The following is a 16,821-nucleotide window of genomic DNA, read 5'->3' as shown; positions in this document are numbered from 1 at the left end:
TGCCTTACTCCTCGTGTTGTCGGGCCAAGCCGGCCAGGGCCGGTGCCGGCAAGTTGCAGCGCATCTGCAAGCCCACGGCCAAGGGCCGAGCCTGCAACTCGCCACCAAAACCTTCGATGATGCTGCGACTCATGGACAGCCCCAACCCCAGGCCGTTGACCTTGCTGGAATAGAACGGGGTGAAAATCTGCTCCAGTTGCGCCATCGGCACGCCGTGCCCCTGGTCGCTGACGCTGACCTGCACCCCACCGTTGTTCCCCGGTTCGACCGCCAGGACAATCTGCGACGGTTGGCCAGGATGGGCTTCGCGATTGGCCTCGATGGCGTTGCGCAACAGGTTGAGCAGCACCTGCTCCAGCAGCACCCGGTCGGCGTAAACCAGCGGCGGATTATCCGGCAACCGCTCCACGATCTCCACCTGGCAACTGCTTGCTTCCCAGAGGCACAGGCGCGTGGTTGCCCGGGCCACGTCACCGAGGTCCAAGGCCTCCATGCGGCGGCGGCCTTTACGCAGGAAGGCGCGCAGACGCTTGATCACCTCCGACGCGTGATTGGCGTGCACGGCGATCCGCTCCAGCCCTTGGGCCACCTTCTCGGCGGCCTCGGATTGACTGCCCAGGGCCTGCAAATAGCGTTGGCTGGCGTTAGCGTAATTGACCACCGCCGCCAGTGGCTGATTCATCTCATGGGCAATGCCCGAGGCCAGCTCACCGAGGGTCACCAGGCGTGCCGTGTGGGCCAGTTCGTCCTGATGATGACGCTGCTGGGCTTCACGCAACTCGCGTTCGGACTGATCGTGGGCCACCAGCGAATAGAAACGCTCGCCACTGGCCGCTCGATGGGCCAGAAGCATCAGCGACACCGGCACCGAAGCACCACCGGCCGGCGGTTGCAGGCGCGCCTCGATGCTCCAGCGACCGCTACGCTCGGCATAATCCCACCCCTCCTGTTCCAGGCTGGCCAGCACCTCGGGGCTGAGAAAGGCATCCAGCGTCGGCAGGCTCTGTTGCGCATCCAGGCCGAGGGTGCGGCGCGCCGCCGGGTTGAGGTAGGTCACCGCGCCATCGGGCTGGATGAACAGCACCGGGTCGGTGTTGGCCTCTACCACCTCCGCCAGCCTGCGCTTGTTTTCTTCGGCCTGGACCCGGGCGGTGATGTCCCGGGACACGCTGACCACTTCAACCACCGCCCCGGTGTAGGTCTCGCGAATGGCACGGCACGCGGTCTCGAACCACAAGTAATGGCCGTCGCGATGGCGAATGCGGTAGGTCATGGTGTGGTAGCCGTCCTGCTCCAGGGCATCACGGGTGCGCTGCATCCGGTCGGCCTGGTCCTGCCGATGGAACAGGCTGCGAGCTTGGCGCCCATGTAGCTCCTGCGGCCAATAGCCGAGCAGGGTCCAAGAAGCCAGTGACGCATCGAGGAAACAGCCGTCCGGGGTATGGCGGGAAATCAGGTCGGTGGTGTTTTCGGTGATCAGCCGGTACAAGCGCCGCGCCTTGGCTGACTCGCGCTCGGCGAGAATCTGCGCGGTGGCCTGGCGACAGCGGGCCAGCACGCGATTGGCCTTGGGGTCGGGAATGAACGTCCAGACCAGAATCTGCTCGGCGACCTGCACCTCCACGTTCTCGATGGCTCGCTGCTGGGTCAGACAGGCCTGTACCAGGTGCGCGTGGCTGACCGGCAACAGACTCAAGGCATCGACCAGCGACAGTTGCTCGAGCAACGCCAGCAGCGCCTCGTTGAGCTCCAGCGGTCGGCCTCGCGAATCAAGCAACGCACTTGGCTGCGGGTCATGGCCGAGCAGCGGCGAGTCGCGCAACTGGCCGCCGACACTGGCCAGCAGCAGATTCAGCAACTGGTGTACCGCCACCAACCAATCCTGGCCCACATCGGGCTGTAGCTCAACCAACAGCAAGCCTTGCTGCCCCGGCTGCAGGGCCAACTCCAGGACCTGGCCATGCTCAACGGCCGCGCGGCGCAGACGACCGGCCAGCCAGCAATCGAGCTGACGCACCTGTGCCAGCTCCAGCCGCTCTTCGGCCTGCAAGCGCTGGAAAAGTATCCGGTCACTGCTTTGCAGCGCATCACCAAACCCTGGCGGCAAATGCCGGGCACAGCCCTCATGCCGATAGATGCCACTTGGCGCATGCCAGCTCAGGTAGACCGCCCGACGGATTTGCACGCAATCCTGCAAGGCCCGGCACAGGGCATCGGCGCAAGCCGCCAGGGCCATGCCTTCACGTTGCAGGCGCAACCAGCCATGCAAGCGAACGGAGGTGGAGATCATCAGAAAACCTGTCGTGAAAGTAGGCCGAACAACATATGGTATATATACTATACAACTCAGGTAGTACTTCCATATCAATCGGCAAACAGTATATAAATTCCCCCGGATAAGTCACCGAGCTTTTCTGAGTAAACGTGTCTGCCGACAATCGCACTGCGATTCAGCTAGCACCGGCAGCCGTGACGACGAGAACCTCGGCCAATAGAGCTAATAATCAGCCACCGGGTACCCAGCCATGTCCATCTACGAGCAAGGTCTTGCGCCAACCGGCGTCAACCACACCGCCCTTACTCCCTTAAGCTTCATCGAGCGCACTGCCAGCGTTTATCCCGATTACCCGGCCGTGATCCACGGTTCGATCCGGCGCACCTGGGCCGACACTTACAGCCGCTGCCGACGCCTCGCCTCAGCCCTGGCCGGGCGCGGCATCGGTAAAAACGACACGGTGGCGGTCATGCTGCCGAATATTCCAGCCATGCTTGAAGCGCATTTCGGTGTGCCGATGATCGGAGCGGTGCTCAATGCCCTCAACGTACGCCTGGATGCCGAGGCCATCGCGTTCATGCTGGCGCATGGCGAAGCCAAGGTGTTGATCGCCGACCGTGAGTTCCATGACGTGGTACAAGCGGCCATCGGCATGCTCGACCACCCGCCCCTGGTGATCGACCTTGACGATCCGGAATACGGCGAAGGCCTGGCGGTCAGTGAACTGGACTACGAGGCGTTTCTTGCCGAGGGCGATCCGAACTTCGCCTGGCAGTGGCCAGACGACGAGTGGCAGGCCATTTCCCTCAACTACACCTCCGGCACCACCGGCAACCCCAAAGGCGTGGTCTATCACCACCGCGGCGCCTACCTCAACTCCCTGGGCAACCAGATGACCTGGGCCATGGGCAATCACCCGGTATACCTCTGGACCTTGCCGATGTTCCACTGCAACGGTTGGTGCTACCCCTGGACCGTGACCGCCCTGGCTGGCGTCCATGTGTTCCTGCGCCGGGTCGATCCGCAGAAAATCCTCAACCTGATTCGCGAACATCAGATCACCCACCTTTGCGGCGCGCCCATTGTGCTCAACGCCCTGGTGAACATGCCCGACTCGGCCAAGGCAGCGATCGACCATCCGGTCAATGCCATGGTTGCAGGAGCGGCACCACCGGCCAAGGTGATTGGCGCCGTCGAGCAAATGGGCATCAAGGTCACCCACGTCTACGGCCTGACCGAGGTCTACGGGCCGGTGACCCTATGCGCCTGGCACGCAGCCTGGGATGAATTGCCACTGGAGCAGCGGGCGCAGATCAAGGCTCGCCAGGGCGTACGCTACCCGACCCTGGAAGGGCTGATGGTGGCCGATCCAAGAACCCTCGAACCGACACCGCATGATGGCCAGACCATCGGTGAGATCTTCATGCGCGGCAACACCGTGATGAAGGGCTACCTGAAAAACCCCAGCGCCACCGCCGAAGCCTTTGAGGGCGGCTGGTTCCACACCGGCGACTTGGCAGTGACCCATGCCGACGGCTATGTGGAAATCCGCGACCGGCTCAAGGACATCATCATTTCCGGTGGAGAAAACATCTCTACCATCGAACTGGAAGGCGTGCTCTATCGACATCCGGCAGTGCTGGAAGCCGCAGTGGTGGCCCGTCCTGACGAAAAGTGGGGCGAAACACCCTGCGCCTTCATCACCCTCAAAGCTGACCATGAAGACGTGCGCGAAGCCGAGATCATCAGTTTTTGTCGCGAGCACCTGGCAGGTTTCAAAGTGCCCCGCACGGTGGTCTTCACCCAGTTGCCCAAGACCTCCACCGGCAAGATCCAAAAATTCGTACTGCGCGACATGGCGAAGAATCTCTAGCCCGATCGTCGAAAGCACCCCAGGCATCGCTGACAGCCCGGCAGGCTCGTGGACAAGCGAGCACCCACACGTCAGCGATGCCTGGGATCGTGATCCGAGAACCGCGCGACTGCAGCCATCCCCACCTCCTTTCCTTGCATGAGGTTCATTGCAATGCCCGAATTCAACGCCCCGTTGCGCGACATGCGTTTTGTCCTGCACGAAGTCTTCAACGCACCGAGCCTCTGGGCCCGCCTGCCCGCGCTGGCGAATACCGTCGACGCCGCCACCGCCGACGCGATTCTCGAAGAAGCCGCCAAGGTCACCCATAACCTGATCTTTCCACTCAACCGAAGCGGCGACGAAGAAGGTGCCCAGTGGCGCGACGGCCAGGTCAGCACGCCGAGCGGCTTCAAGGCGGCGTATTCGACCTACATCGAGGGCGGCTGGGTGGGTCTGAGCGGCAACCCGGCCTATGGCGGCATGGGGATGCCGAAGATGCTCGCCGTGCAGTTCGAGGAAATGCTCTACGCCGCCAACTCCAGCTTCGCCCTGTACTCGGCGCTGAGCTCCGGCGCGTGCCTGGCCATCGACGCTCACGCCAGCGAAGCACTCAAGGCCCTGTACCTGCCACCGATGTACGAGGGACGCTGGGCCGGCTCAATGTGCCTTACAGAAGCCCATGCCGGCACCGACCTGGGCATCATTCGCACCCGTGCCGAACCCCAGGCCGATGGCAGCTACCAGATCACCGGCAGCAAGATCTTCATCACCGGCGGTGAGCAAGACCTGACGGAGAACATCATTCACCTGGTCCTGGCCAAACTGCCGGATGCGCCCGCAGGGCCCAAGGGCATCTCGCTGTTCCTTGTGCCGAAAATTCGCGTTGATGCGCAGGGTATGCTCGGGGAAGCCAACGCCGTCAGTTGCGGCTCGATCGAACACAAGATGGGCATCAAGGCCTCGGCCACTTGCGTGATGAATTTCGACGGTGCCAGTGGCTGGCTGATCGGCGAGGCCAACAAGGGCCTGGCGGCGATGTTCACCATGATGAACTACGAGCGGCTGTCCATTGGCATCCAGGGCATTGGCTGCGCCGAAGCCTCGTACCAGAACGCCCGCCGATATGCCCAGGAACGCATCCAGAGCCGTTCCCCCGCAGGCGCCCAGGCCAAGGACAAGATCGCCGATCCGATCATCGTCCATCCCGACGTGCGACGCATGCTGCTCAGCATGAAGGCCATGACCGAAGGCGGCCGCGCCTTTGCCTGCTACGTCGGCCAGCAACTGGACCTGGCCAAGTTCTGCGACCAAGCCCAAGAGCGACATGACGCCGAAGCCTTGGTGGCCCTGCTGACGCCAGTGGCCAAGGCGTTCTTCACCGACACCGGACTGGACAGTTGCATCCATGGCCAACAGGTATTCGGCGGCCACGGCTACATCCGCGAATGGGGCCAGGAACAACTGGTGCGCGACGTGCGCATCGCTCAAATCTATGAAGGCACCAACGGTATCCAAGCCCTCGACCTGCTGGGGCGCAAAGTAGTGGGCAACGGCGGCGTGGCCCTGCGCCTGTTCACCGCTCACATCCGTGACTTCGCTTACCTGCCCGGCGCCCCCTATGCCGCCGAGCTGCTGGACGCCGTACAACGCCTGGAAAACCTCAGCGACTGGCTGCAGCAACAGGCCAGCCTCAACCCCCACGCCGTCGGCAGCGCCTGCGTCGAATATCTGCACTTGTTCGGCTACGTCGCTTACGCGTTCATGTGGGCCCGCATGGCCCAGACAGCGGAACACAAACACACCACAGACCCTACGTTCTATGGCGCCAAGCTGGGCACCGCGAGCTTCTACTTCAGCCGTCTGCTGCCGCGCATCCTCAGCCTGGAACAAAGCATCCGCGCCGGCAGCTCGTCACTGTTGCAACTGCAACCGGAGCAATTCTGAGGCCGGATAACGCCGAACGCCTGCACATCCGTCGAGCCCCTGCACAACCTGGTCGCCCCATACTGTCCGGCCGCGGACACAATATGCGACGGCTTAAACACTGTTGCGCACGGCTCGACCATCGGGACCATAGAGTTTGTTGCCGGCAAGGTTGTCGAGGAAGCTGACGATGCGCTGGTTGTACGTCATGCGCAGGCTGAGGGTGGCGCCATTGGACGTATTTATTTCCCGGGCGCGCAACGCCAACGCCTGCATTTGCCGCCAGGCCGCCAGACAGTCGGCCTCTTGAGCCGCCCTGAACGCGCCTTTTCGGCCAGGACCATAGCCGAGTTTCAGTTGCGCCCCATAACGACTGGCCTCCAACTGCTCCAGCTTCTGCAGCGCCGCTTGTTTGCAGGCGGTCAGCTCTCTCAGCTTTTCGCCATCGACCCTGGCCTGAGCCAAGGCTCGGCGTTCCTGCTCCAGCAGCTCGACCAACTCCACGATGGCCTGCTGCTGTAATTCCAAATGTTTAGCCAGACTCATAGGTACCTGAAACTCATCGGTGTCGGTTTTTCGTAGCGCTCATGGCATCTCGCTGTCGAGCGTCTCTCTGGCACTCGCCGCCAAGCCTTCGTAGATCGACTCCGCGCTGATTTGCAGGGAGCCACTGTCGATGGCCTGGCGCAGGGCCGCGACTTTTTCCATATCGACATCCGACGCACTTTGAACATCGGCAATGGCACTGATACTGGAGACCTGCACGCCGTCATCGAGCGGCGCGTCCAGCGTCTGGAGCTCGGTTCGTTGCGAGCTGGTGCCGGCCACTTTGCTGTCAGTCGGCGGGAGGGTATTGGTCAGGTTAGCGCTTATGATTTTCACGTTAGATGCTTCGTTGGCTGTTGTTGGGTCACTATCGGCAATCGAAAAGGCAAACTTTGACCGGTGATCGGGATTCGGCAAAATTTTTAATAACGCAGTAACAACTCGCTCTGGCCAACGACCTGTGCATTGAGCAGTTTGCCGTCGCTGCTCAGCACCCTGACGCTGCTACCCAGGCTGCCGTTGTCCAGTGCCTTGCCATCGCGCCGGATGGTGAACCCGGCGCCTTGGGCCTGTAGCACCACACGCTGATTGCGCTCCACCAACCAGCGTGGGCGAAAATTGTTCACTGCCAGGGCGGCACCCCGGCTGAAGCTGCGACCGGCCTGAAGACCAATGACCTGCTCAGGCTTCAGCACGCTCCCTTTGGGCAAGCGCTCCAATGGCCCCCGTCGAATGTCCAGCATATTGGCCTTGACCACATCACCCGCCGCAATCCTTTGACGGCTGACCACATAATCGCCGACTGCACTCACACGGACCTGAAGATAGCCGGCTACCCCTTCGTTTCCTTCACAACGCACGCCAATCGCCACGCGACCCACCACGCTTTGCTCAGGGTGCACCAGATACGGCAACGGTCTTTCGCACGCCAATATCCGCGCGGCCGGCTGATCGATGTCGATCTGCAGCTGCTGGCTGCGAGGCGGCAGGCGCGGCTCAATCAAGTGACGTACCTGCGCTTGCAGCTCACTCGGCTGAGCCATGGCGTTGCCGCTCTGCAGCACTGCAATCAAAACCCATTCACGCCGACAGACGTGACCGAGCAGCACACGAGGCCGGAAAAAACCTGTCATCGAGCCAACCCTCTGAGGTAGCGAGTGGAGAATTTTAGGCTCCCTCGCGACAAGGCAAGGCCTGAATTGGTCGTCAAATAGCGGCCTGTTTCAGCCTTTGCATCGACGACCTTGGGACTAATCTGCGAGCCGTTCAATTATTTGAAGCACAGGTTCGCCGACATGATCGACAAGCTCGACAACGAGCTGCGCTTCCAGCAGGACGCAATGAGTTTGCGCGCTGAGCGCCAGCAGGTATTGGCCAACAACATCGCCAACGCCGACACCCCCAACTTCCGGGCGCGAGATTTTGACTTCAGCACCGAGTTGGCCAGCTCGCTGCAAAAGGGTCGTGCCAACGAGCGCGGCATGACGCTGGCGACCACCTCGGATCGCCACCTGCATGCGGCCTGCGACAGCCTCTCGAGCCGTGCCCTGCTCTATCGCGTGCCTGACCAGCCCAGCCTGGATGGCAACACCGTGGACATGGACCGCGAGCGTGCGCAGTTCACTGACAACGCCGTCAGGTACCAGGCAAGCCTGACATTTCTGAGCAGCCGGTTGCAGGCACTCAAGACCGCCATGCAATCCGAATAACGCGGGGAGAACACTATGTCGATGTTCAGCATTTTCGATATCGCCGGTTCAGCGCTCAGCGCCCAGTCCCAGCGCATGAACGTAACGGCCAGCAACCTGGCCAACGCCGACACCACCAGCGGCCCCGATAACGAGGCCTATCGCGCCCGCCAGGTGGTCTTCGAATCGCAATACCAGACCGGCAGCCGCATTGGCGGCGTACGCGTGAGCCAGGTGGTCGAAGACGGCTCCCCCATGCGCCAGGAGTACCGCCCCGGCGATCCACTGGCCAACGACGAGGGCTACGTGACCATGCCCAACGTCGAGCCCGTGGGCGAAATGGTCAACATGATCTCCGCATCGCGCTCCTACCAGGCCAACGTCGAAGTCATGTCTACCAGCAAGGAAATGATGCTGAAAACTTTGACTCTAGGTGAGGCGTAAACCATGGCTAGCACGATTTCCAGTTCGGTCCTCTCGACCATGAACAGCAGCAGTACTACCGCTGAAAGCACGGCTTCGGCCTCGGATGAATTGCAGGATCAGTTTCTGACACTGCTGACGACCGAATTGCAGAACCAGGATCCGACCGACCCGATGGACAACAGCGAAATGGTCACCCAGCTGGCACAGATCAGCACCATCAGCAGCATCGAGGAGGTGACCACCACGCTGGAGGGCATCTCCAGCCAGATCAGCGCCAGCGAGACCCTGCAAGCCTCGGCGCTAGTGGGCAACGGCGTGTTGATTGACGGCAATACCATCCAGGTCGCCAGTGGCGTCGCCACCACCTTCGGCGTGACCTTGGCCAGTGATGCCGACAGCGTCACGGTCACCATCAAGGACAGCAACGGCACGGTGGTTCGTACCCTGGATGAAGGCGACATGAGCGCCGGCACCCAAGCCATGACCTGGGACGGGTTACAGGATGACGGCACGACCGCAGCCGACGGGGCCTACACCTTCTCCATCAGCGCCACTGCCGACGACACCGCCGTGACCAGCACCGCGCTGAAATACGCCCTGGTGACAGGCGTGACCACCGACAGCAGCAACGAAGTGGCGCTCGATCTGGGTGGCGTCAATGAAAACGTCGCGCTGAGCGACATCAGTCTGGTGCTTTGAACACCTTGCCTCACTCATAACCGGCCATTGTCCGCAGTTGCCAAGACTGCTCAGTCATCGTTCGCATTCCAGGAGAAACACCATGGCTTTTTCCCAAGCACTTAGTGGTCTGTCGGCTGCTTCCACTGACCTCAACGTTGTCAGCAACAACATTTCCAACTCGCAGACCGTCGGTTTCAAAAGCTCGACGACTCAGTTCGCCGACGTTTATTCCGGCGCGGACGTCGGGCTGGGGACCTCGGTTTCCGGCGTGGTCCAGAACTTTGCCTCCGGCAGCCTGACAACCACCGATAACGAGCTGGACCTGGCGGTCAACGGTGAGGGATTCTTCACCTTCACCGACGGCACGCAAACCGTGTACTCACGCAACGGCCAATTGACCCTGACCGCCGACGGCTACCTGGAAAACGCCGCGGGCGATCAACTGCTGGGCGTCAACGGCGTGATTCAGATCCCGACAGCGGGCATGCAGGCCAGCGCCAGTACCGAAGTGGACGCCGAACTGAACCTGGACGCCAGCGAAGACATCATCACCGATACCTTCGACCAGACCGATTCCTCGACTTACTCCTATTCAACCAGCACGACCCTCTACGATTCCCTGGGTGTCAGCCACACCAGCACGCTCTATTTCAGCAAAACCGCCGAGAACACCTGGGAAGTCCATAGCGCAATCGACGGCAACCTGCTGGCCGAGACACAAACCGTGGAGTTCAGCTCCAGCGGCCTGATCACCAGCGGCGAAACCGGCACCTACACCTATGACCCGGACAATGGCGCCGCGGCCATGACGATCGCACTGGACCTGACCGGCACCACGCAGTTCGGCAACGACTCCGAGGTGTCCGACATCTCTCAAAATGGCTACACCTCCGGTAGCCTGGTGAGCTTTACCATCGACGATACCGGCATGGTCGTTGCCACCTACTCCAACGACCAGACCCAAGACATCGATCAGATTCAGTTGGCCACGTTCAGCAATGAAAACGGCTTGCAGTCCAACGGCGACAATACCTGGCTTGCCACCAGCGACTCTGGCCAAGCCTTGCTGGGCGTTGCCAGCAGCGGCTCGCTGGGTTCGATCCTCAGTGGCGCGACCGAGGACTCCAACGTCGACCTGACCGCCGAGCTAGTGAACCTGATCATCGCCCAGCGCAACTTCCAGGCCAACGCCAAGTCGGTCACGGCACAAAGCGAAGTGCTCCAGCAAGCCGTGAACATCGGGTCCTGACGCATGGATCGCATGCTCTTCACGGCTATGAGTGGCGCCAATCAGGCCCTCGAACAGCAAGCCGTCGTGGCCAACAACCTGGCCAATATCGTGACGCCGGGCTTTCGCTCTCAGTTGGTGCAAATGCAGTCCTCGCCTGTCGCGGGCGAGGGTCTGCCCACACGGGTTTCCGTCGTTGCAAACGGGTTGGGCGTCGATTGGACCGATGGGCCGATCACCCATACCGACAGGGCGTTGGATGTCGCGCTCGGTGAAAACGGCATGCTGACGGTGCAAACAGCCGATGGCAAAGAGGCCTACACCCGCCGAGGTGACTTGCAGGTCGACGGCACCGGCGCCATGACCGTGGGTGGCCGCCCGGTCATCGGTGACGGTGGTCCGATCACCGTGCCGCTGGGCAGCGAAATCACCCTGGGCAGCGATGGCACGATCAGCGTTCGTGAGCTCGGCATGGAGCCGCGGGGCTTGAGCCCGGTGGGCCGGCTGAAGTTGGTATCGGCCTTGCCCGGCACCCTGCAGGCCGGCACCGATGGCCTGTTCCGCGCGCTGCCGGATGCCAGCGGCGCCGTGCAACCACTGCCCGCCGACGAAACCATGCGTGTGACACCCGGCGCGCTTGAAGGCAGCAATGTCAGCCCGACCAGCGCCATGGTCGCCATGATCGACAACTCGCGACGCTACGAAATGCAGATGAAAGCCATCAGCACCGCCGACGAAAACGCCAAGACCGCCAATAGCCTGCTTTCCCTGCAGGGCTGACCTCACGGTTGAACGACTAAGGAACCGATCGATGATCAGATCACTGTGGACGGCCAAAACCGGCCTGGAAGCCCAGCAGGGGCAAATGGACGTGATTGCCAACAACCTGGCCAACGTCAGCACCAATGGCTTCAAGCGGTCGCGGGCGGTATTTGAAGACCTGGTGTACCAGAACGTACGCCAGCCAGGTGCACAAAGCAGTACCGATACCCGGTTGCCTTCGGGCTTGCAGGTGGGTACCGGGGTGCGTGAAGTCGCCACCGAACGCCTGCATACCCAAGGCAATCTCGAGGAAACCAGCAACTCCAAGGACCTGGCCATCAATGGCTTGGGGTTTTTCCAGGTGGACATGCCGGACGGCACCACCGCCTACACCCGCGACGGCAGCTTCCAGCTCGATTCGAACGGCGAAATGGTCACGTCCAACGGCTACAAGCTCTCGGCGGGCGTCACCATTCCGGCCAACGCCACGGCGATCTCCATCAGTACCGACGGCATCGTCTCGGTGACCCAACCCAGCAGTTCCACCTCGACCCAGGTCGGGCAGCTGAACCTGGCATTGTTCATCAACCCGGCAGGCTTACAGAGCATCGGCCAGAACCTGTATCTGGAGACGGACGCCTCGGGTTCACCGACCGAAACCACACCCGGCCTCAACGGCGGTGGAACCCTGTCCCAGGGTTACGTCGAGACCTCCAACGTCAACGTCGTGGAGGAAATGGTAGGCATGATCCAGACCCAGCGCGCCTACGAAATCAACAGTAAGGCCGTCGAGAGTTCGGACGAGATGCTACAGCGTCTGACTCAACTCTGACCGCCATGTTCGAGACACAGAAAATGGCGCACAAGCCCTTATCGGGATGGCCTCTGTCGATGGTACTGGCCGCTCTGCTGACAACCGCAGGCTGCGAACAATTGCCCCGCAAGCCCGTCGTGCCGGACGAGCAAATGCAGGTACCCGAGGCGCCGGCCCGGCTGGCCAACGGTTCGATCTACCAGAGTAGCCGCGGGCCGCAACCCTTGTTCGAGGACCGGCGACCGCGGATGGTCGGCGACACGTTGACCATCGAACTGGAAGAACAAGTCAGCGCCAGCAAGACCTCCTCATCCAATGCCAACCGCGCCGGCTCCATGGGTTTGAGCCTGGCGACCACCTCCAGCCGCGCATCCCAGGTCGGCGACTTCGGGCTTGACGCTTCGACAACCCACGACTTCAGCGGTGGAGGCGGTTCCCAGGCCAACAACTCCTTCACTGGCACGATTTCCGTGACGGTCATGCAGGTGATGCCCAATGGCAACTTGCGGGTACGGGGAGACAAGCAGATTGCAATCAACCAGGGCACCGAATTCATCCGGTTCTCCGGCGTGGTCAATCCCCGGACCATTACCGGCGAGAACACGGTGTCGTCGACCCAGGTCTCCCAGGCCCGGATCGAATACGTCGGTGATGGCTACATCAACGAAGCGCAGCGCATGGGCTGGCTCCATCGCATCCTCCTTAACATCTCTCCTTTTTGAGTACGGGAACCATGGCTGACGCTGTATTCATCCAATCACTGCTGCGCGCCGCCCGATCCGGATTCCGAATCCTGCGCTCCCTATTGTGTGCCAGCCCATTGCTGGCAGGCGGCGCGGTACAGGCCGAGCAGATCCGCGACATCGCCGATTTTGCCGGGATACGGCCCAATAGCCTGGTGGGCTATGGCCTGGTGGTGGGCCTGGACGGCAGCGGCGACCAGACCACCCAGAGCCCGTTCACCGAACAGGGCCTGACCAACATGCTGTCACAGCTGGGCGTCACCTTGCCGGCGGATGCCAACATGCAGATGCGTAATATCGCGGCAGTGATCGTCACTGCCAACCTGCCGGCGCTGTCTCGCCCAGGGCTGCAGATTGACGTGGTCGTGTCTTCGATCGGTAATGCCCGCAGCTTGCGCGGCGGCACCTTGCTGATGACCCCCATGAAGGGCGCCGACGGCGAGGTTTATGCCGTGGCGCAAGGCAACCTGCTGGTCGGCGGTGCGGGCGCCTCGGCCAACGGCAGCAGCGTGCAAGTCAATCAACTGGCCGGAGGACGCATCAGCCGAGGCGCCATTGTCGAGCGTGCGGTTCCGCTGCACCTGAGTACCGACAACGGCGTGCTCAACCTCAACCTGCATGAACCTGACTCTGCCACCGCCCAGCGCGTGGTCTACGCCATCAACGCCGAGTTGCGCAATACCGTGGCGTCGGCCATGGACGGCGGCATGATCCAGATCCAGGGACCGCGTTCACCCAATGAGCGGGTCAATTTCATGGCTCGCATCGAAAGCATCGAGGTCTTGCCAATCCAGACGCGCCCCAAGGTGATTCTCGATTCGCGCACCGGCTCGGTGGTGCTCAACAGCTCAGTGAAGCTCTACCGCGCGGCAGTCGCTCACGGCAACCTCTCGGTCATCATCGACACCACCAATACCGTCAGCCAACCCGGTGCCTTCAGTGGCGGACAGACCGCAGTGACGTCAAAAAGCGACATCTCCATCGAGTCTCAGGGAGGTTCGCTGCATTTGCTCGAAGGCACGGCGAACCTGATGGACGTGGTCAAGGGCCTCAATGCCCTGGGAGCTACCCCCCAAGACCTGATGGTCATCCTGCAAGCCCTCAAGGCAGCCGGTTCCCTGCGGGCAGAGCTGGAGATCATCTGATGAATATGGCTGGCGGCACCGAAGGGTTTGCCCTTGATGTCCAGGGTCTGGAGCAACTCAAGCGTCGTTCGCAGCAAGACCCGGGGGCAAGCCTGAAAGAGGCCAGCAAGCAATTTGAAGCCTTGTTCCTGCAGATGATGCTCAAAAGCATGCGGGCGGCGATTCCAAAATCAGAGATGTCCAGCGACTCGCAAACCGAGCTGTACACCGAGATGCTCGATCAGCAGTGGGCCCAGAGCCTGTCTGGAAAAGGCATCGGCCTGGCCGAGCAGTTGACTCGACAACTGGGTAGCCACTCCACCAAGCCCAGTGGCATCAGCACCGACATCGATACCGAGGCCGCGCTGTTTCTCGACATACCACCGGCACGCAGCGCCGCAGCGGCCTCGCCCTTTGCGAATGTGGCCCAGACCCAGGCGTTCGAGGCGTGGAAGCGCCGTGAAGTCAGTGGCACGGATAACGAGCGCCCCGAGCATGTGCAGGCGTTCGTTTCCCGGCTGAACGAGTCGGCGCAAAAAGCCGCACGCAGCAGCGGCGTGCCGGCCGAACTGATCCTTGCCCAGGCCGCGCTGGAAACCGATTGGGGACGCCGCCAGATCACCACCGCCCATGGCGCGGACAGCCACAACCTGTTCGGGATCAAGGCCGGCAGCCAATGGCAAGGCCCGACCGCGCAGGTCATGACCACTGAATACGCCGCAGGCGAGGCACAAAAGCAGGTCGAGAGCTTCCGCGTCTACGCGACGTATGAGGCGGCCTTCAACGATTATGCCCGCTTGATCCGCACCCGCCCCGGCTACGCCGCCGCGCGCAATGCCACGGATGCGCCACAGGCCGCCCTCGCCTTGCAACAAGGCGGCTACGCCACCGACCCGCAGTACGCGCAAAAGCTGATCTCGGTGATGGCAACTATCGGGCCGCTACAACCCTGCGTCCCCCCCGTAGCACAACGGCAACAGTGACCGAACACCCAGCACCGGCGGCCCGATCGCCAGTCATTGCGCCACTCACGGGAGCGGCGCCAAAAAGTTTTTGAAAAGAATCGAGCTCACCGGTCAAGTTGCACTTTCACGGGGCCGATAGTGCGCAATACGTAGCTTAGGAGCTTCTCGATGAGCATTATTTCCATTGGCGTCAGCGGCCTCAGCGCCGCACAGATCGCCCTCAGTACCAGCAGCAACAACACCACCAACGCCTACACCGAAGGCTATACCCTGCAGGTCGCCACTTTCTCCGAAGCCACTTCAGGCAGTGGCGTGCAAATTTCCAGTGTGGACCGCCAGTACAACCAGTTCGTCACCACCCAGCTCAACAGTTCGATCAGTGCCGAAAGCGCACTCTCGACCTACCAGACCGAAGTCGATCAGATCGACAGCCTGTTGGCCGATGGCGATGCCAGCCTCGATACCCTGCTGCAAAGCTTCTTCTCGGCCATCCAGACACTGACCTCGGACGCCAGCGATACGGCCGCGCGGGAAGAAGTCATCGGTGCAGCTGAAACACTGGCGTCCCAGTTCACCCAATTGGGCAGTTACCTGGACGACATGGCGAACGACGTGAACAGCCAGATCGACGACCAAGTCACACAAATCAATGACCTCACCGAGCAGATCGCCGGCCTCAACAAGAAAATCGGCCTTGCCGACGCCCTGGGCACGACCTCCAACGATCTGCTCGATCAACGGGACCTGCTGGTCAGCCAGCTCAGTGAGTTGGTGGACGTCGACGTCACCACTCAGGACAACGGCAGCTACAGCGTATCCCTGAGCAACGGTCTGGCACTGGTCGCCGGTAATGACAGCTTCGAGCTGCAAACCAGTGTTTCGACCAGCGACCCGACCCAAACGGTGGTCGCCTACGTGGACGCCGCCGGCAACACCACGGTGCTGGATGACGCAACGTTCGAAGGCGGTTCCCTGGGCGGGTTGATGGAGTTTCGCGACACCACGCTGACCGACACGCAGAACCAGTTGGGGATCCTGGCGGTCTCGTTGACACAAGCCTTCAACACCTTGCAACAGGCCGGTATCGACCTCAATGGCGACACCGGCACAGCGTTGTTTTCGGTCGACGACCCCAGCATCTATGGCAATACCGACAATACCGGTGACGCGACACTGACCGCGACCTTCACCGATGATGTGAGCGAGTTGAGTGCCAGCGACTACACCGTCAGCTACTCCGACGCCAACGGCTACAGTGTGACCCGTAACGACACTGGCGCCAGCGTCGACGCCTCCTACGACAGCAATTCCGGCACCCTGGCGTTCGCCGGGATGAGCGTGGCCATCAGCGGCACCGTCGATGACGGCGACAGTTTCCTGGTGCTGCCTACACGCACTGCCGCCAGCAGTTTCAGCACCCTGATCAGCGATGGGAGCCTGATTGCAGCCGGCACCTCGAGCGGCAGCAGCGATAACACCAACGCCCTGGCGATGCTGGATTTGCAAACGGACAGCCTCGTAGGCGGCACCTCTACCCTCAGCCAGACCTACTCGACACTGGTCAGTGACGTGGGCAGCACCGCCAGCAAAATCGCTGGCCAACTGGAAACCCAATCAGGCCTGACCGAGCAATTGACGACGCTGCAGCAATCGGAATCGGGGGTCAATCTTGATGAAGAGGCGGCCAACCTTATTGTCTATCAACAGTATTACCAGGCGTGTGCGAAGGTCGTCGAAGTGGGCACCAGCCTCCTCGACACCCTTCTGGACATCAACTGATAAACGTCTCAA

The 16,821-nt window shown here is 61.6% G+C and carries 16 protein-coding genes; 12 read left to right on the top strand and 4 right to left on the bottom strand.

The features are described 5' to 3' along the window. Positions 1 to 4 precede the first annotated feature (4 nt). A complete protein-coding gene (locus tag SGN16_RS11755) occupies positions 5 to 2,290 on the bottom strand; it encodes a PAS domain S-box protein (RefSeq protein ID WP_335944109.1) in 2,286 nt (761 codons plus the stop codon). A gap of 235 nt (positions 2,291 to 2,525) precedes the next feature. Here SGN16_RS11755 and SGN16_RS11750 point away from each other — a divergent pair, with 235 nt between their 5' ends. Together SGN16_RS11750 and SGN16_RS11745 are read left to right on the top strand one after the other, a co-directional pair. Beyond that, complete coding sequence (locus tag SGN16_RS11750; protein ID WP_335944108.1) at positions 2,526 to 4,148, top strand: acyl-CoA synthetase; 1,623 nt, start codon at positions 2,526 to 2,528, stop codon at positions 4,146 to 4,148. A gap of 153 nt (positions 4,149 to 4,301) precedes the next feature. Beyond that, positions 4,302 to 6,074 carry an acyl-CoA dehydrogenase C-terminal domain-containing protein gene (locus tag SGN16_RS11745; RefSeq protein ID WP_335944107.1) on the top strand — a complete coding sequence of 591 codons (1,773 nt, stop codon included), beginning with the start codon at positions 4,302 to 4,304 and terminating at the stop codon, positions 6,072 to 6,074. Positions 6,075 to 6,167: 93 nt separating this feature from the next. Here SGN16_RS11745 and SGN16_RS11740 read toward each other — a convergent pair whose 3' ends face one another. The 3 genes from SGN16_RS11740 to flgA all read right to left on the bottom strand — a co-directional run bounded on the left by SGN16_RS11740 (position 6,168) and on the right by flgA (position 7,732). After that, positions 6,168 to 6,599 carry a flagellar protein FlgN gene (locus tag SGN16_RS11740; RefSeq protein WP_335944106.1) on the bottom strand — a complete coding sequence of 144 codons (432 nt, stop codon included), beginning with the start codon at positions 6,597 to 6,599 and terminating at the stop codon, positions 6,168 to 6,170. 39 nt (positions 6,600 to 6,638) lie between these two features. Beyond that, complete coding sequence (gene flgM, locus SGN16_RS11735) at positions 6,639 to 6,935, bottom strand: flagellar biosynthesis anti-sigma factor FlgM (protein WP_335944105.1); 297 nt, start codon at positions 6,933 to 6,935, stop codon at positions 6,639 to 6,641. An 86-nt stretch (positions 6,936 to 7,021) separates the two neighbouring features. Then, positions 7,022 to 7,732, bottom strand: coding sequence for a flagellar basal body P-ring formation chaperone FlgA (gene flgA / locus SGN16_RS11730; protein ID WP_335944104.1), 711 nt, complete (start codon positions 7,730 to 7,732; stop codon positions 7,022 to 7,024). A 162-nt stretch (positions 7,733 to 7,894) separates the two neighbouring features. Here flgA and flgB point away from each other — a divergent pair, with 162 nt between their 5' ends. The 10 genes from flgB (at position 7,895) to flgK (ending at position 16,809) form a co-directional block, all read left to right on the top strand. After that, positions 7,895 to 8,308 carry a flagellar basal body rod protein FlgB gene (flgB, locus tag SGN16_RS11725; RefSeq protein ID WP_335944103.1) on the top strand — a complete coding sequence of 138 codons (414 nt, stop codon included), beginning with the start codon at positions 7,895 to 7,897 and terminating at the stop codon, positions 8,306 to 8,308. Positions 8,309 to 8,323: 15 nt separating this feature from the next. Then, positions 8,324 to 8,731 (top strand): flagellar basal body rod protein FlgC, encoded by a 408-nt coding sequence (gene flgC / locus SGN16_RS11720; protein WP_335944102.1) that lies wholly within the window; start codon positions 8,324 to 8,326, stop codon positions 8,729 to 8,731. 3 nt (positions 8,732 to 8,734) lie between these two features. After that, positions 8,735 to 9,412, top strand: coding sequence for a flagellar hook assembly protein FlgD (locus SGN16_RS11715; RefSeq protein ID WP_335944101.1), 678 nt, complete (start codon positions 8,735 to 8,737; stop codon positions 9,410 to 9,412). An 82-nt stretch (positions 9,413 to 9,494) separates the two neighbouring features. Further along, positions 9,495 to 10,643, top strand: coding sequence for a flagellar hook protein FlgE (gene flgE, locus SGN16_RS11710; RefSeq protein WP_335944100.1), 1,149 nt, complete (start codon positions 9,495 to 9,497; stop codon positions 10,641 to 10,643). Between the two features lie 3 nt (positions 10,644 to 10,646). Beyond that, a complete protein-coding gene (locus tag SGN16_RS11705; protein ID WP_335944099.1) occupies positions 10,647 to 11,402 on the top strand; it encodes a flagellar basal body rod protein FlgF in 756 nt (251 codons plus the stop codon). A gap of 31 nt (positions 11,403 to 11,433) precedes the next feature. Then, positions 11,434 to 12,216 carry a flagellar basal-body rod protein FlgG gene (flgG, locus tag SGN16_RS11700; protein WP_058546269.1) on the top strand — a complete coding sequence of 261 codons (783 nt, stop codon included), beginning with the start codon at positions 11,434 to 11,436 and terminating at the stop codon, positions 12,214 to 12,216. Between the two features lie 59 nt (positions 12,217 to 12,275). Then, positions 12,276 to 12,920 carry a flagellar basal body L-ring protein FlgH gene (locus SGN16_RS11695; RefSeq protein ID WP_335944098.1) on the top strand — a complete coding sequence of 215 codons (645 nt, stop codon included), beginning with the start codon at positions 12,276 to 12,278 and terminating at the stop codon, positions 12,918 to 12,920. A gap of 11 nt (positions 12,921 to 12,931) precedes the next feature. Beyond that, positions 12,932 to 14,086, top strand: a complete 1,155-nt coding sequence (locus tag SGN16_RS11690) for a flagellar basal body P-ring protein FlgI (RefSeq protein WP_335944097.1) — start codon at positions 12,932 to 12,934, stop codon at positions 14,084 to 14,086. After that, the gene (gene flgJ, locus SGN16_RS11685) at positions 14,086 to 15,048 is read left to right on the top strand and encodes a flagellar assembly peptidoglycan hydrolase FlgJ (RefSeq protein ID WP_335944096.1); all 963 of its coding nucleotides are present in this window, start codon (positions 14,086 to 14,088) and stop codon (positions 15,046 to 15,048) included. The genes SGN16_RS11690 and flgJ overlap by 1 nt, the downstream gene beginning before the upstream one ends. A gap of 150 nt (positions 15,049 to 15,198) precedes the next feature. Then, complete coding sequence (gene flgK / locus SGN16_RS11680) at positions 15,199 to 16,809, top strand: flagellar hook-associated protein FlgK (protein ID WP_335944095.1); 1,611 nt, start codon at positions 15,199 to 15,201, stop codon at positions 16,807 to 16,809. Positions 16,810 to 16,821: the final 12 nt, after the last annotated feature.

This window comes from Pseudomonas sp. G166, from assembly GCF_037027455.2.
Lineage (GTDB): Bacteria > Pseudomonadota > Gammaproteobacteria > Pseudomonadales > Pseudomonadaceae > Aquipseudomonas.
This window is presented reverse-complemented; position numbering and strand designations above follow the sequence as displayed.

Excerpts from the sequence above, each read along its gene's own strand:
- SGN16_RS11755 (WP_335944109.1), bottom strand. The coding sequence starts at position 2,290 with ATGATCTCCACCTCCGTTCGCTTGCATGGCTGGTTGCGCCTGCAACGT.
- SGN16_RS11750 (WP_335944108.1), top strand. The coding sequence starts at position 2,526 with ATGTCCATCTACGAGCAAGGTCTTGCGCCAACCGGCGTCAACCACACC.
- SGN16_RS11745 (WP_335944107.1), top strand. The coding sequence starts at position 4,302 with ATGCCCGAATTCAACGCCCCGTTGCGCGACATGCGTTTTGTCCTGCAC.
- SGN16_RS11740 (WP_335944106.1), bottom strand. The coding sequence starts at position 6,599 with ATGAGTCTGGCTAAACATTTGGAATTACAGCAGCAGGCCATCGTGGAG.
- flgA (WP_335944104.1), bottom strand. The coding sequence starts at position 7,732 with ATGACAGGTTTTTTCCGGCCTCGTGTGCTGCTCGGTCACGTCTGTCGG.
- flgB (WP_335944103.1), top strand. The coding sequence starts at position 7,895 with ATGATCGACAAGCTCGACAACGAGCTGCGCTTCCAGCAGGACGCAATG.
- flgC (WP_335944102.1), top strand. The coding sequence starts at position 8,324 with ATGTCGATGTTCAGCATTTTCGATATCGCCGGTTCAGCGCTCAGCGCC.
- SGN16_RS11715 (WP_335944101.1), top strand. The coding sequence starts at position 8,735 with ATGGCTAGCACGATTTCCAGTTCGGTCCTCTCGACCATGAACAGCAGC.
- flgE (WP_335944100.1), top strand. The coding sequence starts at position 9,495 with ATGGCTTTTTCCCAAGCACTTAGTGGTCTGTCGGCTGCTTCCACTGAC.
- SGN16_RS11705 (WP_335944099.1), top strand. The coding sequence starts at position 10,647 with ATGGATCGCATGCTCTTCACGGCTATGAGTGGCGCCAATCAGGCCCTC.
- flgG (WP_058546269.1), top strand. The coding sequence starts at position 11,434 with ATGATCAGATCACTGTGGACGGCCAAAACCGGCCTGGAAGCCCAGCAG.
- SGN16_RS11695 (WP_335944098.1), top strand. The coding sequence starts at position 12,276 with ATGGTACTGGCCGCTCTGCTGACAACCGCAGGCTGCGAACAATTGCCC.
- SGN16_RS11690 (WP_335944097.1), top strand. The coding sequence starts at position 12,932 with ATGGCTGACGCTGTATTCATCCAATCACTGCTGCGCGCCGCCCGATCC.
- flgJ (WP_335944096.1), top strand. The coding sequence starts at position 14,086 with ATGAATATGGCTGGCGGCACCGAAGGGTTTGCCCTTGATGTCCAGGGT.
- flgK (WP_335944095.1), top strand. The coding sequence starts at position 15,199 with ATGAGCATTATTTCCATTGGCGTCAGCGGCCTCAGCGCCGCACAGATC.